We start from the raw sequence: 24,383 nt of genomic DNA, 5'->3' as shown, positions 1-24,383 counted from the left end.
TCGATTTAGAAAATGGAATCTATCTGTACACCATTAAAATAGATGGACAAGTGGCCGATTCTAAAAAAATGGTGGTATTAAAATAATCTATCAATCAATATCTCAAAAAAACTCAAAGCCTTATTAGTATGACTAGTAAGGCTTTTATTTAACTGAAACTTGTTATAGCACCAACAGGAATTGTATCCCAAAGGAATTGAAGCTTTCTCTATAGCCGTTTCAAGGATTAATACTCCACAACCACCCTATGACTATTTGAACTCTTATAATAAACCTTACTATTTCTAAACATGGTAAAACTTAATGCCAAATAGAAAACATTAGTTTCAAAGTTTTCATAAGGCTTTACATCTACACCATCTATTTTCTCTACAAAATCGGCATTATGAAATGGAGTAAGGTAATATTTGAATTTTAGATTAGCTCCGTAGGGAAACTGAAATCCTACAAATACCGAATGATAATAAGTAGGGACTCTATCACTAAACCATACATTAAACTTCCCTGTTTTTACTTCATTTTCGAAAGTCTTCTCTTTATAGTTAAATGGCAATTCGAATTCATATCCTCCATAAACAAAGAACGAATCCATATTTCCTAACTTAAATCCAACAGGAATACCTAAATCGTATACACGATATTTCTTTTTCACTTGTGTGGAATTATCTTTGGCAATAAAACCAACATTTCTAACATTCAATCCGAAAAACATTCCGGCATGGTCACCAAAATCTACATTTCCGAGGCTCTGAACATTAAACCATGGTGAAAAACGAACTATATTTTGTGGAGTAGGCGCGTCCCCAGAATTAATTTCGGCGAGGGATAAAATGAGCTCCCCGCCAGAGGTAGTATAAAACTTCTGCGCAAATAAGCCATGGGCCATTAATCCTATCAATAGAGTGAATAATAATTTTCTCATAATATTAATTTTGTTGATTTGATTTCTTCTAAGACGAATTAGTGACAATAAAGTTACTAAAGATTTTTATGAGACAAAATGGAATTGAGCAAACATACCCTATTTCTTTTTGGCACTTGGTAAAATCCTCTCTTCCTTTGTGATAAAGCTATTGCACAAAGTTTCACAAAAGAAACTCAAAGGTTGACAAAGAAGAGAATCTATCTTTTGCTGGGGATATCCCATTTTGATATTCCTGAAATCTAAGCAGGTTTAAATTTAAACATTCAAATGCATTTGCCCTGAATAAGGAATAGACATTTAAAAATGACAATAAGCCCATTTTCAGTTTAAAGCAGATGTTCACTAGGATCCCAAAACACCTCTTTTAAGTTTATAATTTGATCGCCATCCACTTTCACCCCTTCACTCTCCAGCAAATCCTTCATTAAATTTTCTTGACCAAAATGGTGCTTACCTGACAAAACCCCTGCTCTATTCACAACTCGATGAGCTGGCACATCCTGTTGATGGCTTCCATTCATGGCCCAACCCACCATTCTCGCACTTCTCGCAGCACCCAAATACTTTGCAATTGCTCCATAGCTAGTCACCCGACCATAGGGAATCAAGCGTGCCACTTGATAGACCTTATCAAAAAAACTAGGCTCCTCCAGTTTACTCATCAGAAGGTAATTTATCTAATTCATTGGAGTTATAAGCCTCGTTTAATGAATATAAAGCATAATTTATCGGAATACCTTTTGCTAAATACTGCTTCTCATAGAATGTCTGAATTTTTGGTGCATCACCATCATAATCCGACTGATATAAATCGTAAGAATGAAATTCTAGAGGAAGTTTAAAATAGTTAATCACCTCCATAGAATAGTCAAATAATTCTCTGCTATCTGTTTTAATATGAATGATACCATTGGGCTTTAAGATCTGACGGTAGAGATTCAGAAAACGAGGAGACGAGAGTCTTCTTCTTTCGTATTTTGGTTGCGGATCAGAAAAGGTTAGCCAAATCTCATCTACTTCATTGGGACCAAAAAAATGTAGAATTTGCTCAATTTTAGTTCTGATAAAAGCCACATTACCCAAGCCTGCTTCTCGTGCATCCGTTGCGCCTCGCCACATTCTGGCTCCTTTTAAATCTACACCAATAAAATTCTTATTGGGATATTTTTGAGCTAAACCCACAGTGTACTCCCCTTTACCACAACCCAATTCTAAAACAACGGGATGATCATTCTTGAAAAAACCGGCTCTCCACTTTCCCTTTAATGGAATTCCTGCTATCACCTCATGCCAATAAGGTTGAAAAAATAATGGATTTTCTGCATTTTCAGCAAACTGTTCTAGTTTCTTGCGAGCCATATTCTTTTTTTTGCAAATATATAATCTTAGCTAAATAAAAAAAAGCAATACAGCCTGAGCCATATTGCTTTCTAAAATTATTTTAAAACCCTTTATTTAGTTTCCACTAAAGGAATTTCTAATGCCAGCTCAGCATTTATTAAAGCATTTATTTTATTGTCAATTTGGAAGAAGCGAGTAGCTTTAGAAGGAGATATTACTTTCTTAAACTTCTTATAATACTTCATTTCTAATTTACTTACAGCTTGTTTTAGCTTGATGTTTCTAGTCATTAATTCATTCGCCTTCACATCATCTAAGTTACTATAGTTTTCGGCATAATCCTTAATGATTTTGATGCGCTCTGTTTGCAATTTATACTCTTCAGCTGAAAACTCTTCATAAAGCGGCCAAAAAACAGCAGCTTCAGCATCAGTAAAAACCATATTGGCTGCTACGGCAGCTTTTTTCTCAGTTTTCAATACTGATCTTTCTATTTCTATAATGTCATCAATTGATTGACTCCAAACGGGAGCTACAAACATGACCATCATTAATGCAAATAATAATTTCTTAATTTGATCCATTTTATATTGTTTTTAATATGATTAAAATTCTTTCTTTAACTGCTTCACCCAAGCCTCCACACTAGCCTGAACATTGCCTGCTTGGTTTTCAAAATCCAATGGCAAACCAACAAAAACACCATCTCTTAAAGCCTGAGACTGATCAAATATATAGCCTTCATTTGGAGTAAAACCAATAACCCTTCCTCCTCTTACTTCAAGAAAATCGGCCATAACACCAATGGCATCTACAAAGTTATCAGGATATCCTTTTTGGTCTCCAGCTCCATAAATAGCAAAAGTTTTTCCTTCCAACGAGTTTTCCTCAACGCTAGGCAAGAATTCATCCCAATAATTAGGTAATTCTCCATCCCACCAGGTTGGCACTCCTAAGATAAAATGACTGAATTTATCAAAATCATCTTCGGTAGCTTCCTCAACATTAACAGCTTCAATTGCTTTTTCGCCAAAGGCATTAAGAATAATTTCCGCAGCGGTACTTGTGTTCTTAGTATTAAAACTATAAAATAATCCTATCTTATTCATATCTCTATCTCCAAATTTAGTAATTTAATAATTCTCTCGAGGCATCTAAAATTCTTTTAGCATTGGGAAGAATGGCGTTTTCAAGAATCCTATTAAAACCTACGGGTGTAAACTCTGCTCCAATTCGTTTTACTGGTGCATCTAAAAACTCAAAAGCATCAGCTGAAATTTGAGCAGCAACTTCTCCTCCAAATCCACCAAAAACTTTGTCTTCATGTACCACCAAAACTCTGTTTGTTTTCTTTACACTCTTCAAAATACCTTCTTTATCTAAAGGCAATAAGGAACGTAAATCTAATACTTCCACATTAGCACCATCCTCTTTTTGCAAAGTTTCAGCCACTTCTAAACTCATTGGCAAAGTATTTCCATAAGTAATGATGGTCATATCTGTACCTTCTCTTCTGATTCTGCATTTTCCAAAAGGAACTTCAAAATCATCTGGGCAATAAGCCTCTGCTTTTGGATCATTATATAATGCTTTAGGCTCTAGGAAAAGAGTAATTCCTTTGGAACGTATTGAAGTTCTTAGTAAACCAGCAGCATCATCTGCAAAAGCAGGATAAACCACTCTAATCCCCGGGAAGGTAGTCAAAGTTCCTTCAATATTTTGAGAATGATATAATCCACCTCCAATATATCCACCCGAAGCTAACCTGATGGTCACATTAGGAACAAACTTACCATTTGAACGATAATAATCATGGGAAGACTCTACCAATTGCTCCATAGCTGGCCAAAAATAATCTGCAAATTCAGCTCCTTCTACAACGATTCTTATATCATCATTATAACGACTCATCCCATTTGCTGTACCTACAATAAAATCTTCAGCGATTGGTGCATTAAAAACTCTTTTTACTCCAAATTCCTGCTGTAAACCTTTAGAGACATTGAAAATTCCTCCCTTATCCTTATTGGCCATATCTTGACCCCATATATAAGTATCTGGATTACGACGGAATTCCGATTTTAAGGTTTCATTTAAAGCGGTAATAAGTTTAATTTTTTTGCCAGAGTTTTGAGTATGCAGACCCTCTGGATATTTTATACTTACCACCGGTTCTGGAGTCACAAAATCATGGATTGAATCTGGACTTGGATCTTTTGCTGTGATGGCAATTTTATGAGCTTTCTTAACTGCTTTAATTGCTTTTTCTTCAATGGCGGCTAACTCTTCTTCTGTAAACCTTTTATAACGAGTTAGCATTCTACGATATTTCGCCAAAGGATCGTATTCCTTTACATAATTTCTTTCTTGCTCATCTCTATACAATAGATGATCATCAGAATTAGAATGCGAGCCCATTCTCACACAATTTGCATGAAGAAGCACAGGGTTTCCTGTTTCTAAAGCATGTTGCTTGGCTTCATGCATAGCGTTCATGGAATCAAAAACGTCCTTACCATTACAATGAATAAGATGAAGATTCTTATAGCCACTGAAATTATCTATTACTTTTCTATTGGCTGTTTGGTCTTTCTTAGGTACAGAAATTCCATATCCATTATCTTGAATAACAAAAATAACAGGCAATTGCTCTCTATCGGCACCAGTAATGGCCTCATAAACATAACCCTCAGAAACAGAGCTTTCTCCTTGAGAACTAATAGCTACTGCTTTTTCGCCATAAGTTTTAATGGCACGAGCAACTCCAACTGCATGCAAAGTATGGTTACCAGTACAGGAAGAAACATTTTCTATATTCCACTCTGGCTTGGCAAAGTGGTTGGACATGTGACGACCACCTGATGAAGGATCATCAGCTTTAGAAATACCATTTAAGATAATTTCTGTTTCCGTCATCCCAGCTGAAATAGCCGTTAACATATCTCTGTAATAAGGAAAGAGGTAATCTTTATTCTTTTCAAATATTTGACCAATAGCCAACTGAATTCCATCGTGCCCCGCATATGGTGCATGATATGACCATCCCAATGCTTGTTTTAAATAATTTGGCGCTTTTTCATCTAATTTTCTGCCTAAATACATTAAATAATACCAGTTCTCTAAAGTTTCTTTAGGCGTATGCTTAATGCTGTATTTTTTATTTGTCATTTTAATCCGTTTAATTCAAACCCTTTTAAATTCTAAACTTGTTGTTATCTAGCGATAAATTATGGAGCAAATTTACAAATAAGTTTTAATTTAGATTAGTTTTAAATAAGTAAAAAATCTCCAATCTGCTCTATTTAAGAAGATTTAACTAGATTTTGGGTAAAAATGATTCCACAAAAACGATACGAATGTTTAGACTTCATCATGATTCTAAGGGTGCTAGCAGCAATAGCAATAAAACAGCTATCCAACATGTAATAAAAAACTGTTAAATTTTAGTGATACCGTAATCTTTGGCTCTGATTTTGTGTTAGTGGGATATAAATTATATAAATAACCATCAAATTGGTTATTTTTGCACTATAAAGACATTTTTTAATGATAAAATTTATTCAGAATCATACATCAGAACAACTAGTTAAGGCAGTTGTTGACGGAATGCAAGAGAGAAAAGCACAAGAAATAACCACTATTGACTTAAGAAGTATACCTACAGCAATTTGTGACTTCTTTGTGGTATGCCATGGAAGCTCAAACACTCAAGTAGAAGCCATAGCAGAATCAGTGGGAATGGAAGCAAAAAAACAACTGAACGACAGACCATTACATGTAGAAGGCGCACAAGCTGCTGAGTGGATATTAATGGACTATGTGGACGTTGTGGTTCATGTATTTCAAGAAACAAGCCGTAGATTTTACAATCTAGAAGGTTTGTGGGCTGATGCCGAGATAACTACTGTACAAGAAAGTATGACAAAATAACCTAGACAGAATGGCAGATAACAATAATAATACAAACCCGAAGAATCAATCCAAAAACCCACTAAACCCAGGAGGGAAGCCAGGGAAACCGAAATTCAGTTTTTATTGGATTTACGGTATTATGGCCGTCATTTTTATAGCTTTAACTTTCTTTGGAAATGATACCATCTCTAAAGAAACGGATTGGGGTCAGGTAAAGACCATGCTCAACAATGGAGATGTTGAAAAAATCATTCTTGTCAATAAAGAAATCGCAGAGATATATGTAAAAGCAGATAAGAAATCTAATTACGATATCAAAACTGAAGGGGGCTCATTAACCAAAAAGCCTGATTTTTCTTATCAGATTGGCAGCATAGAATCTTTTGAAAAAAGAGTTCAGGAAGCTCAAAAAAATTCCCCTGAACCGATTTTTATTCGAAACGAAACCCGTCAAGATTGGGGTAAAGATATTTTCGGATGGGTCTTTCCTATCCTCTTACTCGTTGGGGTTTGGTTCTTTATTATGCGAATGATGAGCAAAGGCGGTGCTGGAGGAGGCCAAATTTTCAATATTGGCAAATCAAAAGCTCAGCTCTTTGATAAAGAAAGTTCTGTATCCGTTAACTTTAAAGATGTTGCTGGTTTAAAAGAAGCAAAAGTAGAAGTAATGGAAATTGTAGACTTCCTCAAGAAACCCAAAAAATACACTGAACTTGGAGGTAAAATTCCAAAAGGAGCGCTACTTGTTGGCCCCCCAGGTACTGGTAAAACACTGTTAGCCAAAGCCGTCGCTGGTGAAGCTAAAGTACCGTTTTTCTCTCTTTCAGGTTCTGATTTTGTAGAGATGTTTGTAGGTGTGGGAGCTTCTAGAGTTCGTGACCTCTTCAAGCAAGCCAAAGAAAAAGCACCCTGTATCATTTTCATTGATGAGATTGATGCTATTGGTAGAGCTAGAGGAAAAAATGCCATGACTGGAGCCAACGACGAAAGGGAAAATACATTAAATCAGCTTTTAACAGAGATGGATGGTTTTGGTAGTAATGCTGGAGTTATCATTTTAGCCGCCACCAATAGAGCCGACATTTTAGACACTGCCTTATTAAGAGCAGGTCGTTTTGATAGACAAATCCATGTGGAACTTCCAGAACTAGAAGAAAGAAGAGCTATTTTTGAAGTTCATACCAAACCTTTAAAAATTGGTTCTCATGTGGATATTGAGATGTTAGCCAAACAAACCCCTGGTTTTTCAGGTGCTGATATTGCCAATGTTTGTAATGAAGCTGCATTAATTGCTGCTCGACAAGATAAGAAACAAATAGAAAAGCAAGATTTCTTCGATGCTATTGATAGAATAATTGGTGGGTTGGAGAAAAGAAGCAAAATCATCAACAAACAGGAAAAAGAAGTGATTGCTTATCACGAATCTGGTCATGCTACTGTAAGTTGGTTATTGGAACACGCTCACCCATTAGTAAAAGTCACTATTGTCCCTCGCGGTAAAGCTTTAGGCGCTGCATGGTATGTTCCAGAAGAACGACAAATCACAACTAAAGAACAGATGATGGACGAGATGTGTGCCACATTAGGAGGCCGTGCTGCTGAACAAGTCATCTTCAATAAAATTTCTACTGGTGCTTTAAACGATTTGGAGAAAGTAAGCAAACAAGCCTTTAATATGGTGGCATTCTTTGGATTGAATGATAAGCTTGGAAACATATCTTATTATGATTCTTCAGGACAACAAGAATATCAATTCCAGAAGCCTTATAGTGAAAAAACAGCTCAGGTCATTGATTTTGAAGTTAGTAAATTAATAGAGGAGGCTTATAAAAGAGCTTTAGATCTTTTAGATAAAAACAAAGACAAGCTTAGCATGCTAGCCAATGTATTAATGGAAAAAGAAGTTATTTTCCGTGAAGATTTGGAGAAAATTTTCGGTTCTCGCTCTTGGGATGAAGGTAAAGATCATCTCATGATTAACAGAGGAAACGAAAATGAATCCACTACTGAAGCAGTAAAAGAAGAAACTGTTGAGGCTAAAGTTGAAGAGCCTAAAGAAGAAAAAGTATAGAGATTTAAGTTTATAAAGATGGACGAGATTACCTCAAGGGAAAAGATTCTAAAGGAAGTTAGAAATGGTTTAATGACCAAATTAGACAATCCTTATGTATCAGTAAATTTGGAGAAGCCTATCATGAAGCCTCTCGAAGAATCCATCGATCTACAATTTGCTCAAGAATTATCTGCATTAGGTGGGAAATTCATCTTTTGTGAAAATGAAAAAGAACTGACCGATATCCTCTCCTTATTACTAAAAGAAGAGAATATTGGTCCTCTATTTTGTAAACATCAAGATTTAAGAAAGCACCTAGATCTAGCAAAAATAGAATATCTTTCAAAAGATGAAGATCTAAAAGATTGCAAATCGGGACTCACAGAATGCGAATTCCTAATCGCCCGATTTGGTTCTGCTTTAATGTCCTCCTCATTAAGTTCTGGCCGTAAATTATACAGCTGGCCAGAGGTTCATCTAATTGTGGCCTATGCTTCTCAATTAGTTCCTGAAACTAGTGATGCGATTATTGGCATGCGCGAGCGTTATAATGGCGTTTTGCCATCGATGATGACCATGGTAACTGGAGCCAGTAGAACGGCTGATATTGAGAAAACCTTGGTTATGGGAGCCCATGGGCCAAAAGAGCTTTTCGTATTTTTTATTGACGATTTAATGGAATAAAATTTGAAAAATCTAATCATAAGAACTTTAGCAGGAGCTGTATTTGCTTCACTAATCATCGGAAGCATCCTATATCACCCTATCGCAGTTTTTATTGTGTTTTTTGCTTTTAATGCCATCGCTCTTTTTGAATATACTCGTATGTTCAAAAAACAAGGTAGTCCAATCCAAACAAGCTCTGTCATTTTCATGGGTAGTTTGATTTATTTACTCATTGGTTCTTATGCCAACGGCTGGATAGAAGTAAAAATGCTATACGCTATCATTCCTCTTACTTTCATCTTTTTCATTAGTTCATTATTCCAAAGAACCGAGAGTCCATTCGAAGATTTAGGTATAAAAGTATTATCACTCATCTATATTGCCATTCCCTTTGGTTTATTCAATATAGTTGCCAATATGGGAATGATTGGCGAAAATCAAACCGAACCATTATTACTTATTAGCTTCTTCGTTTTGGTGTGGTCAAGCGATACTTTTGCCTATTTAAGCGGAATTAGCTTTGGAAATCATCGTTTATTTGAGCGCATTTCCCCAAAAAAATCTTGGGAAGGAAGTATCGGAGGAGCTATTGCTACCATGATTATTGCATGGTTTATTGGTTATTACTCTGGAATATTTACGCCTTGGATCTGGGTTATTATCGCGCTATTTATCGTAATAACAGCAACTTTGGGTGATTTAGTGGAAAGTATGCTGAAACGCCAAACCAAAGTTAAAGATAGTGGCAACATCATGCCTGGGCACGGTGGAATCTTAGATCGCTTTGATGCAGCTATATTTTCTATACCTTTTTATGTATTTTTACTATATTTGCTGGCTTAGTAGAATCGAATGAAACTCCATAGAGAAGGAAAAAACATAATACGAAATTCATTTTTTATAGTAGCATTGCTAGCTTTTGCATTGTTATATTTTGGACCCCAGATCTGGTGGTACCAAGTACCTATAGGCATAGCCGCGATTATTTTCTACACTCTAATTGTTCGTTTTTTCCGTGTTCCAAATAGAGAATTTATTTCTAAAGATGGCCATATCATGTCGCCAGCTGATGGAAAAATTGTGATCATTCAAGAAGTTTTTGAGGATGAATACATTAAGGAAAAATGCCTACAAATAAGTGTTTTCATGTCGCCATACAATGTTCACATCAATTGGTTCCCATTCAAAGGAAAAGTAAGATATTACAAATACCATCCTGGTAAATATCTAGTAGCTTGGCATCCAAAATCATCTTTATTGAACGAACGCACTTCCGTTTGTATAGAAAATGAAAACAAGCAATTGGTTATGCTTAGACAAATTGCCGGAGCAGTAGCTCGAAGAATAGTTTGTTATGCCAAAGTCGGACAAGAGGTAAATCAAAACGACGAAGTTGGCTTTATCAAATTTGGTAGCCGAGTAGATTTATACTTACCTATCACAGCCAAACCTTTGGTTTCTGTCGATGAAAAAGTGGTGGGTGGAAGAACTGTTCTAGCCAAATTCTAAATCCTTTTTTTGTTTTTCTAACATTTTAGTTAAATCCCTTGGGGTGAATTTTATTATTTTTGCTATCCATGAATTCCAGAAAATCCTATATCGAAAAACTTGTTGAACAAGGCGAACATCAAACTCAAGACTTTAAATTTGAGGTATCTGACTCGAAAAAGATTGCCCGCACACTTTCGGCTTTTTCAAATACCAATGGTGGAAAACTTTTAATTGGAGTTAAAGACAATGGAGCATTGGCAGGAGTAAGATCAGAGGAGGAATTCCATATGCTTCAAGCAGCTGCCCAGATGTATTGCAAACCCGAAGTTCCCTTAAAGTTCAAAGAATGGAATGTTCTAGGTAAGCTCATTTTGGAAGTCTCCATTAAAAAGACAGAAGAAGAGCTGGTTTCTGCACCTGATAAAAATGGTGCCTTTAAAGTTTTCATACGACTAAATGATCAGAATATATTAGCCAACGGAATGTTTATTAAAGCATGGCAACAAAAGAGAAATGCTCGCCCTGTGAAAATCAATTATACAGATATAGAAAAAGAATTTCTGAACCAGATAAACGAGAAACAACCAATCAGCTGGAGTCAGTTGAGAAAACAATTGAAACTCACACCAAAAAAAACCAATCAGCTCCTACTCGATTTCCTACTATTGGAAATAATAGAACTAAAAATCTCCGAAAAAGGTTATTTTTATCAACTCAATGAAAAACAATTTGAAAAGGTTGAATCCATATGGAAGTGATAACAGTATTTAGTCTCTAATGTAGAACCTTACAAATATATTTAAAATAATTAAGAATGAAATTACAAAGCAAAGGCCCAAAGAAAGAAGAAAAGGTAAAGTTTCCTGTGAAATTTGATTTAAAGGTAATCATGACTACTCAAGAAAACAATCAAGATAATATTGACCTTTTAGAGCCTGTTTTAAAAAACCTAAATATTAGTTTTGGTAAATGGAGTCATAAACCAAGCGGCAAAGGAACCTATACAAGCTATTCGGTTAATGTTAAAATTATAAGCCAAGAAATATTAACCCAAGTATATAATGATTTAAAAGTTGTACCTGGATTTAAAATGGCATTATAATGATTAAGATAAAAGAAATCAGTAAACAATTTGGAGACTTTACCGCTCTGGATAAGTTAAGCTTACATATCAAAAAAGGCGAGTTTTACAGCCTCTTGGGGCCTAATGGAGCAGGAAAGACTACTTGTATTAATATCATTTCAAATATTACAAAAGCAAGTAGTGGAGAAGTAGAAATTGCTGGTTTCAATAGTCTTAAACAAAAGCAAGATATCAAAAAAACCATTGGAGTTATTCCACAAGAAATAGCCTTATATGAAGATCTGTCTGCTTTTGAGAATTTAAAATTCTGGGGAAAAATCAATCAGGTTTCATCCAATATTTTGACTGATAAAATTCATGAGATATTGCGGTTTCTGGATTTATACGACACTAGAAATCAAAAAATAAGTTCATATAGTGGCGGAATGAAAAGGCGGATTAATATAGCTGCAGCTCTACTCCATGATCCAGAAATTCTATTCATGGATGAACCTACGGTAGGTATCGATCCGCAAAGTAGGCTTTTTACTTATGAGATATTTGAGAAGCTCCATCAACAAGGTAAAACCATATTTTACACCTCGCATAATATGGAAGAAGTAGAACGCCTTTCGGACAGAATAGGCATTATTGACCATGGTCAATTAATTGCAGAAGGAAGCCAGAAAGAGTTAAAAGAGCATTTAAAGATGGAGGAAACACTAGTGATTAGCTTTGAGAAAAAAGTGGACGAGGCCCTACTTTCTAACTCCATTTCCTCGTCCAACTCCTTCTACTTCCAAAATCAACAATTATTTGTCTCCTCCAAAAACGCCAATGAAGATTTGGTGCATTTATTGCAATCCTTTAGTCAAAACGAGATAAAAGTGAATCAAATTGAGATACAGAAAGTAAATTTAGAGATGATATTTTTAAAGCTAACCGGTAATAAATTAAGGGATTAATATGTTTGAGATAGCCAGAAAAGATTTATTACAATCATTTAAAGACAAAAAAGGATTATTATTATCCTTTCTACTTCCAATAGTACTCATTGCATTATTTTCCTTGGTCTATGGTGGCTTTCAAAGCTCCTCAAAAGACAGAGCCCAATCCTTATTATTTTGCGATGATGATCAGTCCGTTTTAAGTCATGATTTATTATCTGAATTAGAAGCCGAAAAAGGCCTCAAATTAACTATAAAACCATTAAGCGAAGCAGAAACATTGGTCATCAATGGAGACTTCCCTTCTGCCCTTCTGATTTATAAAGGGTTTGAGGATTCTATCAATCAAGGAAAATCTACTCCAGTAGAATTCATTTATGATGAGTCAAGAGAATTGGAGATGGGCCTGACTCAAAAAGCACTCATGTCTACTCTTATGCCATTTTTAGGAGAGCAAGGAAGTAAAAGCCAAGTCCATTCTTTTATTAATGATAAATATGGAGATGAAATGCCCGAAGAAATGATAGCTGAAATCCATGATGATATAGATCAACAATTCAGTCCAGACCAAGAAGAAACGAGTGTGGGAACAAGTTCCATAGAATCACGAGCCGTTTCAGTAAAAGAAGACATGCCTTGGGGTTTGATACAAGCATTCGCAGGAACCTCGGTTATGATGCTCCTCTTCAGCATTACAGGAATGGGGAGCTCCATTATCAAAGAAAGAGATACAGGCACCTTAAAAAGAATCCTCTACTCTCCCATTAAACCATGGCAGATTATCTTAGGTAAATTCGGAAGTGGTTTTGTTTTTGCCATGATACAAATGAGCATATTAGTTCTGTTTGCTTGGTTAGCTTTCGGTCTAGACATCTTTAGAAACTTCTCCGGACTGATTTTACTTGTTTTTGCCACCGCGATGGCCGTTAGTGGATTTGGAATCCTCATTGCCTCCTTAGCTAGAAGTCAAAAACAAGTTGAAAGCTTAAGCTTAATCATCATCTTGGTAATGTCAGCTTTGGGAGGCAGTATGATGCCATTATTTCTATTTCCTGAAATCATAAAAACTGTAGCCCATTTTACCATTAATTATTGGGCTATAGATGGCTTCTATGATGTACTGGGTAGAGATGTTGGATTGATGGGTATTATGCAAAATACTCTGATGCTTTTACTCTTCTCCATATTGAGCAGTATAATTGCTATTTTTGTTTTCAACAAAAGACTTAAAAAAGATTTTTAATTATGTTATTTATTATTTCTCCTGCAAAAACATTAGACTATGAAAGCCCTATTTCAGTTCAAGGCCAATCAAATATCCCTTTCCTAAAAGAAAGCAAGCAATTGGTCAAAGTTTTAAAGAAATATAAAGCTGATGATATTGCTAAACTAATGGGCGTAAGCTCAAAAATTGCTTATTTAAACTACGATCGATTTGCGCAATGGAAAGCTCCTTTTATAAAGGGAGAATCGAGACAGGCACTTTATGCATTTAAAGGAGAAGTCTATAATGGGCTAGATGCCTATTCTCTTAGCCAAGAAGATGCCGATTATGCCCAAGAACACATGAGGATGCTGTCTGGCTTATATGGACTTTTGAGGCCTTATGATATGATTCTACCCTATCGACTTGAAATGGGAACCAAACTTCATACTGAAAAGTTTAGAAATCTATATGAGTTTTGGGGAGATAAAATCACCAAGAATATACAAAAAGCAATAGAAGAGAGTGGAACAAGTGTTTTGGTGAATTTAGCTTCGAATGAGTATTTCAAATCAGTTAATACCTCGAAAATTAAAAGCCCTATCATTACTCCGATTTTTAAAGAAGCCAAAGGTGATTCTTATAAAGTGATTGCAATATTTGCTAAAAAAGCCAGAGGATTAATGAGCCGCTATATCATCGAGAACAAAATACAAAACCCTGAAGAATTAAAACACTTCGACAAAGAAGGCTATTTCTTTAATGCAGAGCTGAGTACCGAAACCGAACTAACATTTACAAGAGGATGATTATAGGAATGTACATATACGCTTTAATCTCCTTTTTATTAGGAGCTTATAGTATTTACAAAAAGAAAGCTATTTTGGCCTTTTTCTTTTTCTTTATGGGAGTGATTCTAGGAATTACAGGGTGGGTAGCAGTATATTACTACCCCCATATTATGCCTTTTTAATAAAACATTTCAGCAACCTTTTCACGGGTTCCCTCTATCTTTCTACCGTTGTAATTCAACACTGAGTTCTTTTCTATTAAATGCTTAACCTGACAATTCACGAGCTTGAGTTTCTTGGTATCAAAAACTGCTGTACCATACTCTGGTTTCTTTCTTAATGCTACCAAACCATAATAACAATTTTCGATATTTACATTCTCAATACTAACATGAGATAGATCTTTAGAAGCAGCTCCAATATTACAATTAGTAATATTAGTATTCTTCACCCAAAGTGTTGAACCTTCACCTCCACTAATTCCTTTATCTTGGATATTGGTGATTTCACAATTTTCTATATAAATTTGGCTGGTACTAAAATCGATGGCATCGTTTCCTACCCTGTCGAAGCTTGAATAATCTAATAAACCTGTACAAAAATCAGAATCAAAAGCATCGGCATAGATATCTTCAAACTTAGATTTGGTCACATGAAAATCGGATCGTATGATGTTTAACGCATCTTCACAATGATTTTTAAGGAAGCTGCAATTTGTAATATCAACATCTGATTCGTAAAAATTAACTGCTCCAGTTAGGTTCCAACCATCATACTCAAGTGTGTTTAAGTCTTCGAAAACCACATGAGACAATAGACTTCTTTTATTTGCTTGTAGCACAATAAATGCATTTGCAGTAGTATCAGTTGAGTATATTTTAATAGGCTGCTCTTTCGTCCCTAGCATATATACAGGCGAATGCGAAATAATGGTTCCTTCATTTAGGATATTCACTTGAGCTCCTGCTTCAAAAACTACTACTTTACCCTTAGGTACTAAAACTTTGCTTGTTAATTCATGAATTCCTCTAACTATTAACGAATCTCCTCTGTCTTCAAATAACTCACAAGTTTCTATGTTAAAGTTCCTCAATAATTCCTGATATGGACTAGGATTTGTATTCTTTCTAAACAACGAGAGTTCTGAGAACAGAATCTCCTCATGTCCTATCACACGATAGGCCAACTGGTTAGCATTAGAGGTATATCTATACTCAATAGTGGTATCAGCCATATTACCTTGATAAGCTTGAACATAAAAAGGTGATTCGAACAAATAAAGCATTTTACTGTTTTCATCTGCCAAACCTAGCACTTCAATTTCTTTACCAAAGAAATTCTCAACTTTAATATTAGCGATACCCAATTGTTCTTGGGAATAATATGCATTAACAAAAAAAGGTATAACAGCAGGTAAATAGGTGGTATCTCCCTTTACATTTTCTACAATTAGCTCGGTTTTATCATAAACTCCAGATTCTATACTATCCCTAAGCTTAGGCAATTGGGGACGCAAAATCTCAGCATTTCTCATGATAAAATGAGGATCGAAATCATAAGTAGTGAACTCTTCTGCAATTAATTTCGTGTAGCGACTTGTTTCTTCCAATTCACTGTCAATAAATTCTTGCAAGAATATGGGATCAGTATATTTCTCTAAATAGAATAGATATTTATCGAGAAATACTTTAGAAGTAAAAATATGCTTTAACATCTGATGTTCAGACTCCCCTATCCAGTTTTTATTCATGATAAATGCAGATAAAATTGGTTCTTCTTCCTCATCATAATAATCAGTGAAATTATCAAAATCAATAGGCTCTAGCTTACAAATAACTGGGTTAAAATAAAGTCGTTGGTTGTGCCAAACAATACCATGTCTACCATTTGTGATATCAATTAATGCCCAGTATCTGGCCAATACATCAACATTAAACAATTCCTCTACTGGACTTAATAAATTTTTATATTGATATACTAAACTATGTGCAATTTCAAATTGGCTTTTTAAATTAGGTTTGGCCAAGGTTTTACTCAAGCCAAAGGCACCAACTTTAGCTGCCTCATAATATGGATAATTATATATGAGATCGGTAGTCATTTCCTTTTGTCGCTCTCTCCACAAAGGGTTTTCATCAATCTTTAAGATAGGCCCTTCACGTCGCAAATTATATTCGATTAATTGTTTAGCAAAATGCTCTTCATAAGCATAGATACCTATACTCTGACCATTTAAATAAACAGGAGTGAACCCATACCTTGTAGTTAAAACATCTTCTTGATTAAACAATTGGTGGGCAAAATACTCATGTACAAAGTACCGTGTAACAGGGTTTTGTAATGAAAAGACTCTCATTCTTTTAAAGGTATAATCATCTCTCATTTTTGTTCTAAACGACCACTTTTGTCCTTCCAAATGGTCTAGCCAATCCCCCTTAAGGCGAGCCTTAATTGGCATGACCCTGTTTTCATCTGACATAACTCCTTTCATCCATTCTCCGTCACTAAAATGGATTCTACTCATAAAAGCATTATAACGCTTTTCATTGAACTTCTTCATCTTAGAATCAGAGAAATACAAATGTACCTTTTCATCATCTTTAAAATCGGGGTATTTAACCACTCCTAATTCTTTTATCCTCAGGTCATCAAAATATACAGAATCGCCATTTATATTCCACACATAAACTTTCAGAAGAGAAATATTTGGAGGAATCTGAACCTCAATCTCAATTTTCTCCCAATCATTTTCGTCTTTTTCAATTGATTCTTTTTGACCGATCCACAAACTTCTTACAATATCGCCTTGGACAACAAGAGCAGATTCTGCTGAATTGCCCTTCCGCCAAACACTTATCAAAAATCGCTCATCTCCTTTTATATTTTCAAAGTCAGTACTTAATCCATAAGCTTTTTCTTTAGTCAATAATACACTGTGCACTCCTGAATGACTCTCTTTTGAAGACAAAAATCCTCCAAGCTTCATGTTTTGATTTATCAAGGGCATGCCTGAATCATACCAAAAAACATTATCCTCATCTAAAGCGGCAGAATCGACAGAACAATAAATCTCAGGTCTTAATCCATCATTAGTATCCTGAAATTGACAAGAAGCAAACCAAATAGAAATAGCAAAAAATGCTATATTAAAATACCACTTAAAAGAATGTATGATATGGGTATGATTTTGCATATTTTATATTGCTAAATGATAATTAAAAACCTCTATACCAAATACATATTTAGAAAACTTCCCTAATCGAAAAGGCAGATATTTAGTCACATTACCAACTGTAGTATCATACTGCATATCATATTTCAATTCCAGTACAGTAATGTCTTTTTGCTTAACCATTTCCAAAAACCCTCTGTTTTTAGAACTGAAATTATAAAACGCCATCGTATGATCAATGGTAAATCTATAATGTTTATTAAATGATTTATAATACTTTCTCTTGTAAGTATTCAAAAGAGTTGGTGTTAAATACAAGAGCTCATCCACTACCCATGCCGGAATATCCGATGAACTAAATAACTTTTGAATTTCTTGTTTTGTTATATTTCGATGAAAATTAAATGAATTTAATTTGAAAGACAATTTCCTGCCAACAGCTCCAGTCTTCAATTTAAATTCTAAGATAGGAGATTCTACTTTGGTAAAAGTATCACCATACCATCTAATTCGCACTTTCACTCGTTTACTTTTGCCAAAATGATTATCGTAATAATTACGAAGATTTTCAGTATCGAAGTAGACATTATTAATTTGACGCTCGTAATAAGCAGGTCGAAAGGCGCCAGGATTCATCTTTACAATTTTCTCTACATAAGGCACACCACCTCTCTCAATGACGAACTTACGCTCGAATCGACTGGTTTTTAACTCCGTATATTCTTTACTTAAGGCCATTAATAAGCTTTACTATCTAAGAAAGATATATTCAATTCTGGGTATTTAGTTCTTACTTCAGTGCGGAAAGCTTCTAATTTTTCAGATTTTTTAATATCAGCAACAAAGGAAATTTCTAAAGTATCTTGATTTTCATCGTAGCGCTTGAGCTGAAACTTATTAAAATGGCTTTTCATAATGGACTGAACTTCTTTAAGTTTCACATCTGAATTACCTTCAGTATTTAAGGTAACGAAAAGATTTTGTGACTCATCGCGTCCATTTAAGAAGAAACGAGACCATAAGATCACCATTAAAACACCAAAAGCTGTAGCTACAATATATACTTGATTGGCACCAAGTCCTAATCCCATGGCAATGGCAAAGAATAGATAAGCTAATTCTTCTGGTTCCTTAATAGCAGCTCTAAATCGAACAATAGAAAGCGCACCTACCAAACCTAATGATAAGGCTAGTGAAGATTTTACGATAGTAATAATCAACATGGTTGTAAAAGCCAAAAGCATAAAATTCGCGCCAAAGTCTTTTCTATTTGACAGAGTCTTAGCTACCTTTTGGTAGGTTAAAGACAATAACCAACTCATAATGATGATAAGAACTGAGCTCACTAAAAAATCATTGACTGATAAGTTCACATTTTCTGTGATCAAAAACTTCTCAAAGAGATTCCACTTATTTTCCATAAAATAGGGTTTACATAATTTTTGCAAAAATATGATTATAATTTAAGCTATGAAATGTTTTCAAAATATATATTAATTTCAAACGAAACCTTTATAACTGTTTTTATGTCTATTTATTATTAACTTTACAGTTTATTATTTTATTGGGTACTTGACCACATTTTTACAATTTATGCATTATGAAAACACCACTTATCAGATTATTTCTTTTGATTTTCATTTTTTCTCAATCATTTTTTGAGTTGCTCAAAATAAAGGACAAGATGATTTTGAAGCTCCAACCAATCTTTATGTTACCCCAACTGGGTTCATAAGTTGGGACACTGTAAATGAATCTCAAAATGATTTTATGTTTTATCGAATCTGGATGGATGAAATATTTATTGATGATTACATTTGGGGAAACTGATATTACCTTGAAGAAAATAGTGTTTGGTTTCCTTTATTTATTCCAAACCAAATATATACAATAAAAATAGCAGCAATATATAGTTTAGGTTCGTCTGATGCCGTGTATTTTGATTTTATTTACCTCCCTTCTGGGTCCTTCCAAGGAGTCGAGAATGTTCAAATTGAAGACTTTGGTAATGATTTTTTATTCACTTGGAATCCCATTTCATCAAAAGAAGATGATTACGAATGTATTGGAACCAATATCTATAAAAACGATGAACTTTTGATGTTCGTTCCTTAACCTGACACCTCTTTTTTATATGAAAATGTTGACCCAGGATACTTTACTTATTGTTTGAGGAGAGTTTATACCGAAGATGGTGGCGAGCACTCTTGGGATTCCGATTCTGAAGAAAACTGTCTAGATGCTGGCTATAGTGAATCTCCTAACCCACCAAAAGAGTTAATTGCTTTCAGGACTGGTTCTAATCAAAGCACTGCAGTTTTAAACTGGACTCCTCCATCCATTTATGACAATAAGGAACTCTTACACTATAATATATACCGAGAAGGGGAATTAATAAATTCAGAACCTTATTTTGATACTATATATTACGATGATAATATAGGCCCAGAGGATATTTGCTATGAAATTACCGCCGTGTATAGTCAAGCGGGCGAATCTGAACCTTCAAATGTGGCTTGTGCTATGATGGTTTGGGGTACCAATGAACTAGAGATTAATACTTCTATATATCCCAACCCCGCTGCAAGTATATTAAAAATAGAAGCTGAGCACCAAATAAAGAATATAAAAATACTAAATGAGTTGGGACAGAACTTGATGATAAGTGGTGATATTATAAAACAATACTACCAACTTGATATTAGCGGCTTTGAAAATGGATTATATTTTTTAGCCATTGAATTTGAAAAAGGAGTCATCACAAAGAAACTGATCATTCAAAAATAATTCCTAAATTAGATCTCCACAAAAAATTTAATACAATGAGATACTATTTAGAAAACGAACACCTTCACATAGGTGTGAATGCCATTGGCGCTGAACTTTGTCACCTACAATCAAAAAAAAGCAATATTGAATATATCTGGCAGGCTGATCCTGATATTTGGGGGAATCACGCTCCGATCCTATTCCCTATAGTTGGAGGATTAAAAGAAGATAAATACATTTTCGAAGGACAAGAATACCATCTTCCTCGTCATGGCTTTATCAGAAGAAACGATCAATTGAAATTAGTTGAATACAACAAGACTGATTTAAAGCTCCAACTCTCGTCCAGCCCAATTACACTAAATTACTATCCTTTTGAATTCGACTTCCAAATTAGTTTTAGACTCCTCGATAAAACACTGAAAATCACTCATAAAATCATCAATAAAGATGACAAAACCATGTACTTCTCCTTAGGTGGACATCCGGCTTTTAATTGCCCACTAAAAGAAAATGAAAAATATGACGATTATTTTTTAGAATTTGAGCATAAGGAATATCTAAACACTTGGAATTTAGATAAAAATGGAATGATAAAAGAGGAGGGTGATTTAGTCATGAACCAGACTAATAAACTAAATCTACATCTAGATTTATTTAATAATGACGCAATAATTTTTAAGAATTTAAAGAGTAGACAAGTGAGTTTGAGTCACAAAAACCGTGGCCCGCAGCTAACGGTAAAATTTAAGGATTTTCCATCACTTGGAATATGGGCAAAGCCAAAAGCTCCATTTATTTGTATTGAATCCTGGCTGGGATATGCCGATTCTTCCGATACCAATCAAATATTTGCTGAAAAAGAAGCCATACTTAGTTTAGAAGCAGGGAAAGCATATACAGCTTCCTACTCCATTAAAATAGAAGACTAAACTATTTTACTAATTTTGTGTTCTAAAAATAACTTAAATGCGAAAGCTTCTATTTATTCTATTTGGATTCCCTCTTCTTGCTTTGGCTCAGCCTGGGAATTATTGGACAAATAGTTTTAATACAGAAGCTTCTTTGCTTTCTGGCGCAGTGGTTGGCGGCAATGCAGAAATTACTGCCATATTTTATAATCCAGCTGGGATTGCTGATATTGAAGAATCGCGAATAGATTTAAATGCTAGCCTTTTTAATTTAGAATATAAAAAATACACCAACCCCTTGGGTGAAGGTACCGAAATGGAGAATTGGGTTTTTAAGGTGTTTCCTCGTTTTGCTTCTTATCTTTTTCAATCAAAAAGAGTTAAACATACCAGTTTTCAAATTGCTGTTTTTAATAAAAATAGCACACAAACCTCCATCTATAATAGGGTACGACTCAGCAATACCAACATCTCCAATCAAATGTTTAAAGAGGAATACACTGGTCTTTTTGATTTGAATAGCAAATTTGATGATTATTGGGGAAGTTTTGGTTGGTCAACTAGGCTTAACGAAAAGTGGTCTATCGGATGTAGCATTAACATAAGTGTTCAAAGCTTAAATTATTTTCGTTCTGCCACAGCAAACATCACTCCCGTTGATAACAATCCTATTACAGATTCTATTCCAAGGGTTTCTAGCAATTGGCAGTCATATGAAAAACTAAAAGCATATAATTGGCGACTGATTGGGAAATTAGGCATATTATATAAAGCCAAAAATTGGAGTTCAGGACTAAGCCTCACCTTGCCCTCAATAAGATTATTTGGTGATGCAGATGTCAATAAAACAGTCAGTCAAAGCAATATATTTCATGATGGGCAATTTATAGATGATTTTTATCATAATGAGTATCCTCAATATGTATATTTTAAAATGCAAGATCCTTTATCTCTTTCTGTTGGCCTTAGATTTTCTCCCACAAAAAGCAGGAGCGAATACTATTTTACCATGGAATATTTCATGGCAATTAAAGAATATCAATCTATAGATCCAAGCAGAAAAACTTCCGATAAAAGCACATTAGGAAGCGATTTCTCGGCTTATAATTTCGGTAACAGGCAAATCATCAACTTTGCTGTTGGATACAAACTTTTCCTTAAGGAAAATTTGGGATTTCTTGCAGGGTTCAGAACCGACTTCAACCCATATATACAAGGTTATAATCCGAAGTTTTGGGAATCGAATGGATTTGAGAATTTAAATGTGGATTTATTTCACCTCACTGGAGGTGTGAACTTCAAATACCATAAAGCAGCCTTCGTTGTCGGACTTCAACATTCATATGGCTTCAAACAAAACCAAACCGAGTTTATCAATTTCTCGGAACCTGTTGCTTATAACCAAGACACCAAATTAGCCCTGCAAGGCAGCAGAAAAAACAATATGAAATACAGCTATTCCTCTTTGGGTTTTTACTTTAGCTTCTCTGTTTCCTTCTAAGCTTTTTCTCTAGGATAGTCTATACTAAAATGGAGTCCTATACTTTCCTTTCGCATCTGAGCCATTTTAATAACTAGATATCCTACATTTATTAGATTTCTTAGTTCACAAATCTCAATGGAAAGGCTTGACCTATCAAATAAAGATTCTGTCTCACGATATATAATTTCTAATCGATCAAGAGCCCTCTTTAATCTCACATTACTTCTTACAATACCCACATAATTACTCATCATTGATTGTAGCTCTTTGGTACTCTGAGTAATCAATACCATTTCTTCATTATCTATCACTCCTTCATCGTTCCAATCTGGAATACCTTCGCAAAACGAAACTTGATCGATGAGAGATTTGCTATCAACAGCAGCACGATGACTAAAGACTACAGACTCCAAAAGTGAGTTCGATGCCAGGCGATTAGCACCATGCAATCCGGTAGCCGCACATTCTCCAGAAGCATATAGGTTTTTAATGGAAGATTTTCCATTTTTGTCTACTTTTATACCTCCGCAACTATAGTGAGCCGAAGGAACCACGGGAATCTGATCTCGAGAAATATCCATTCCCAAATCTAAACATTTAGCATATACTTTAGGAAAACTATTCATTAAAGATTCCTTAGAAAGGTGCGTACAATCGAGAAACACATGTTCTTCACCGCTATGTTTTAATTCATTATCGATGGCACGAGCCACAATATCTCGAGGAGCAAGAGAGCCGCGTTTATCATAGTCTTCCATAAAAGCCCTTCCCTCACTATCCTTTAAAATCCCACCAAAACCTCTTAAGGCTTCGGTGATTAGAAAAGCTGGTTTCTCTCCTGGATTAAATAAAGACGTAGGATGAAACTGAACAAACTCCATGGATTCCACGTCTCCTTTGGCTCTATACACCATGGCAATTCCATCTCCTGTTGCTATTTCTGGGTTGGTGGTGCTGGCATATAAATTTCCAAGACCTCCAGTGGCTACCATAGTGATTTTAGCAAGAACAGTATGTATTTTATCTTTTTGAGGATTATAAACATAAGCTCCATAACATTCCACATCGGTGGTTTGTTTATCCCTTTTTAAATCAACATGAATATCTTTTCTCTTTCTTCTTACACGAATACCCAGATGATGTTGAGTGATAATATCAATTGTGAAATGGTTCTCCCATATTTCAATATTGGGATGATTTTGAGCTTTTTCTAATAAAGCCCTTTCTATTTCTAAACCAGTGCTGTCTTTATGATGCAACACTCTGTGTTCGCTGTGTCCTCCTTCTCTGCCCAACTCGTACTCTCCTAGTGAATTTTTATCGAACTGGGTTCCCCAATCTATCAACTCCTTAATTCTAGCTGTTGATTCAGTGATGGTCATCCTCACTACATCTGGATCACTCAGGTAATCACCAGCATTCATAGTATCTTCGATATGTTTTTCATAAGAATCAGGATTATACATAACCGCAGCTATACCTCCTTGGGCATACTTGGTAGCCGTCTCATCTGATTTGCTTTTGGTCACAATAAGCACACTTCCTTTTTCAGCTACTTTTAAAGCATAAGACAATCCGGCTATTCCTGAGCCTATCACTAAAAAATCTATTTCTTTACGCATAAAAACAATATTTAAGACACCAATGATTAGTCT

The 24,383-nt window shown here is 35.0% G+C and carries 24 protein-coding genes; 14 read left to right on the top strand and 10 right to left on the bottom strand.

Annotated features, from left to right (window positions below; translation table 11 throughout):
- Positions 1 to 226: 226 nt before the first annotated feature.
- From HNS38_RS12870 to HNS38_RS12845, 6 genes are all read right to left on the bottom strand, one after another.
- The gene (locus tag HNS38_RS12870; protein ID WP_172346575.1) at positions 227 to 922 is read right to left on the bottom strand and encodes a hypothetical protein; all 696 of its coding nucleotides are present in this window, start codon (positions 920 to 922) and stop codon (positions 227 to 229) included.
- A gap of 329 nt (positions 923 to 1,251) precedes the next feature.
- Entirely contained in the window at positions 1,252 to 1,587 is a 336-nt protein-coding gene (locus HNS38_RS12865; protein WP_172277446.1) for an MGMT family protein, read from the bottom strand.
- Positions 1,580 to 2,284: a tRNA (guanosine(46)-N7)-methyltransferase TrmB gene (gene trmB, locus HNS38_RS12860; protein WP_172277449.1), complete on the bottom strand. Its 705-nt coding sequence runs from the start codon at positions 2,282 to 2,284 to the stop codon at positions 1,580 to 1,582. Before trmB ends, HNS38_RS12865 begins: the two co-directional genes overlap by 8 nt.
- 92 nt (positions 2,285 to 2,376) lie before the next feature.
- Positions 2,377 to 2,850: a hypothetical protein gene (locus HNS38_RS12855; protein WP_172277452.1), complete on the bottom strand. Its 474-nt coding sequence runs from the start codon at positions 2,848 to 2,850 to the stop codon at positions 2,377 to 2,379.
- 21 nt (positions 2,851 to 2,871) lie between these two features.
- Positions 2,872 to 3,375 (bottom strand): flavodoxin, encoded by a 504-nt coding sequence (locus HNS38_RS12850; RefSeq protein WP_172277455.1) that lies wholly within the window; start codon positions 3,373 to 3,375, stop codon positions 2,872 to 2,874.
- A 16-nt stretch (positions 3,376 to 3,391) separates the two neighbouring features.
- Positions 3,392 to 5,434 (bottom strand): thiamine pyrophosphate-dependent enzyme, encoded by a 2,043-nt coding sequence (locus HNS38_RS12845; protein ID WP_172277458.1) that lies wholly within the window; start codon positions 5,432 to 5,434, stop codon positions 3,392 to 3,394.
- Positions 5,435 to 5,812: 378 nt separating this feature from the next.
- Here HNS38_RS12845 and rsfS point away from each other — a divergent pair, with 378 nt between their 5' ends.
- The 10 genes from rsfS to yaaA all read left to right on the top strand — a co-directional run bounded on the left by rsfS (position 5,813) and on the right by yaaA (position 14,411).
- On the top strand, positions 5,813 to 6,196 hold the full coding sequence (gene rsfS, locus HNS38_RS12840; protein ID WP_172277461.1) for a ribosome silencing factor: 384 nt from the start codon (positions 5,813 to 5,815) through the stop codon (positions 6,194 to 6,196).
- A 10-nt stretch (positions 6,197 to 6,206) separates the two neighbouring features.
- On the top strand, positions 6,207 to 8,249 hold the full coding sequence (gene ftsH, locus HNS38_RS12835; protein ID WP_172277464.1) for an ATP-dependent zinc metalloprotease FtsH: 2,043 nt from the start codon (positions 6,207 to 6,209) through the stop codon (positions 8,247 to 8,249).
- Positions 8,250 to 8,267: 18 nt separating this feature from the next.
- Positions 8,268 to 8,915: an LUD domain-containing protein gene (locus HNS38_RS12830; RefSeq protein ID WP_172346574.1), complete on the top strand. Its 648-nt coding sequence runs from the start codon at positions 8,268 to 8,270 to the stop codon at positions 8,913 to 8,915.
- Positions 8,916 to 8,918: 3 nt separating this feature from the next.
- Complete coding sequence (locus tag HNS38_RS12825) at positions 8,919 to 9,740, top strand: phosphatidate cytidylyltransferase (RefSeq protein ID WP_172346573.1); 822 nt, start codon at positions 8,919 to 8,921, stop codon at positions 9,738 to 9,740.
- Between the two features lie 9 nt (positions 9,741 to 9,749).
- Positions 9,750 to 10,406, top strand: coding sequence for a phosphatidylserine decarboxylase family protein (locus HNS38_RS12820; RefSeq protein ID WP_172277473.1), 657 nt, complete (start codon positions 9,750 to 9,752; stop codon positions 10,404 to 10,406).
- 68 nt (positions 10,407 to 10,474) lie between these two features.
- On the top strand, positions 10,475 to 11,146 hold the full coding sequence (locus HNS38_RS12815; RefSeq protein ID WP_172277476.1) for a helix-turn-helix domain-containing protein: 672 nt from the start codon (positions 10,475 to 10,477) through the stop codon (positions 11,144 to 11,146).
- Positions 11,147 to 11,202: 56 nt separating this feature from the next.
- Positions 11,203 to 11,490, top strand: coding sequence for a DUF493 domain-containing protein (locus HNS38_RS12810; RefSeq protein WP_172277479.1), 288 nt, complete (start codon positions 11,203 to 11,205; stop codon positions 11,488 to 11,490).
- Complete coding sequence (locus HNS38_RS12805; protein WP_172277482.1) at positions 11,490 to 12,416, top strand: ABC transporter ATP-binding protein; 927 nt, start codon at positions 11,490 to 11,492, stop codon at positions 12,414 to 12,416. The genes HNS38_RS12810 and HNS38_RS12805 overlap by 1 nt, the downstream gene beginning before the upstream one ends.
- A 1-nt stretch (position 12,417) precedes the next feature.
- Positions 12,418 to 13,641: an ABC transporter permease gene (locus HNS38_RS12800; protein ID WP_172277485.1), complete on the top strand. Its 1,224-nt coding sequence runs from the start codon at positions 12,418 to 12,420 to the stop codon at positions 13,639 to 13,641.
- A 2-nt stretch (positions 13,642 to 13,643) separates the two neighbouring features.
- Positions 13,644 to 14,411 (top strand): peroxide stress protein YaaA, encoded by a 768-nt coding sequence (yaaA, locus tag HNS38_RS12795; protein ID WP_172277488.1) that lies wholly within the window; start codon positions 13,644 to 13,646, stop codon positions 14,409 to 14,411.
- Between the two features lie 160 nt (positions 14,412 to 14,571).
- Here the strand turns inward: yaaA and HNS38_RS12790 are convergent, their stop codons facing one another.
- The 3 genes from HNS38_RS12790 to HNS38_RS12780 are packed head-to-tail and all read right to left on the bottom strand — an operon-like array spanning position 14,572 to position 18,986.
- A complete protein-coding gene (locus tag HNS38_RS12790) occupies positions 14,572 to 17,586 on the bottom strand; it encodes a right-handed parallel beta-helix repeat-containing protein (RefSeq protein ID WP_172346572.1) in 3,015 nt (1,004 codons plus the stop codon).
- 3 nt (positions 17,587 to 17,589) lie between these two features.
- On the bottom strand, positions 17,590 to 18,303 hold the full coding sequence (locus tag HNS38_RS12785) for a VTC domain-containing protein (RefSeq protein ID WP_172277494.1): 714 nt from the start codon (positions 18,301 to 18,303) through the stop codon (positions 17,590 to 17,592).
- Positions 18,303 to 18,986: a DUF4956 domain-containing protein gene (locus HNS38_RS12780; RefSeq protein WP_172277497.1), complete on the bottom strand. Its 684-nt coding sequence runs from the start codon at positions 18,984 to 18,986 to the stop codon at positions 18,303 to 18,305. The genes HNS38_RS12785 and HNS38_RS12780 overlap by 1 nt, the downstream gene beginning before the upstream one ends.
- A gap of 511 nt (positions 18,987 to 19,497) precedes the next feature.
- On the opposite strand from HNS38_RS12780, the gene HNS38_RS12775 reads away from it, so the two are divergent.
- From HNS38_RS12775 to HNS38_RS12760, 4 genes are read left to right on the top strand one after another with little or no spacing between them, the layout of a single operon-like run.
- On the top strand, positions 19,498 to 19,680 hold the full coding sequence (locus HNS38_RS12775; protein WP_172277500.1) for a hypothetical protein: 183 nt from the start codon (positions 19,498 to 19,500) through the stop codon (positions 19,678 to 19,680).
- Between the two features lie 54 nt (positions 19,681 to 19,734).
- Complete coding sequence (locus HNS38_RS12770) at positions 19,735 to 20,352, top strand: T9SS type A sorting domain-containing protein (RefSeq protein ID WP_172277503.1); 618 nt, start codon at positions 19,735 to 19,737, stop codon at positions 20,350 to 20,352.
- A 35-nt stretch (positions 20,353 to 20,387) separates the two neighbouring features.
- Positions 20,388 to 21,266: an aldose 1-epimerase family protein gene (locus tag HNS38_RS12765; RefSeq protein ID WP_172277506.1), complete on the top strand. Its 879-nt coding sequence runs from the start codon at positions 20,388 to 20,390 to the stop codon at positions 21,264 to 21,266.
- A 37-nt stretch (positions 21,267 to 21,303) separates the two neighbouring features.
- Positions 21,304 to 22,746: a hypothetical protein gene (locus tag HNS38_RS12760; protein ID WP_172346571.1), complete on the top strand. Its 1,443-nt coding sequence runs from the start codon at positions 21,304 to 21,306 to the stop codon at positions 22,744 to 22,746.
- Here the strand turns inward: HNS38_RS12760 and nadB are convergent.
- Complete coding sequence (gene nadB, locus HNS38_RS12755; protein ID WP_172277512.1) at positions 22,743 to 24,350, bottom strand: L-aspartate oxidase; 1,608 nt, start codon at positions 24,348 to 24,350, stop codon at positions 22,743 to 22,745. The two genes, HNS38_RS12760 and nadB, sit on opposite strands and share 4 nt — an antisense overlap.
- Positions 24,351 to 24,383: the final 33 nt, after the last annotated feature.

It is taken from the genome of Lentimicrobium sp. L6, assembly GCF_013166655.1.
Classification (GTDB): domain Bacteria; phylum Bacteroidota; class Bacteroidia; order Bacteroidales; family UBA12170; genus UBA12170.
Note: the sequence above shows the minus strand (reverse complement) of the source record. Positions and strands in the feature narration are given on the sequence as shown.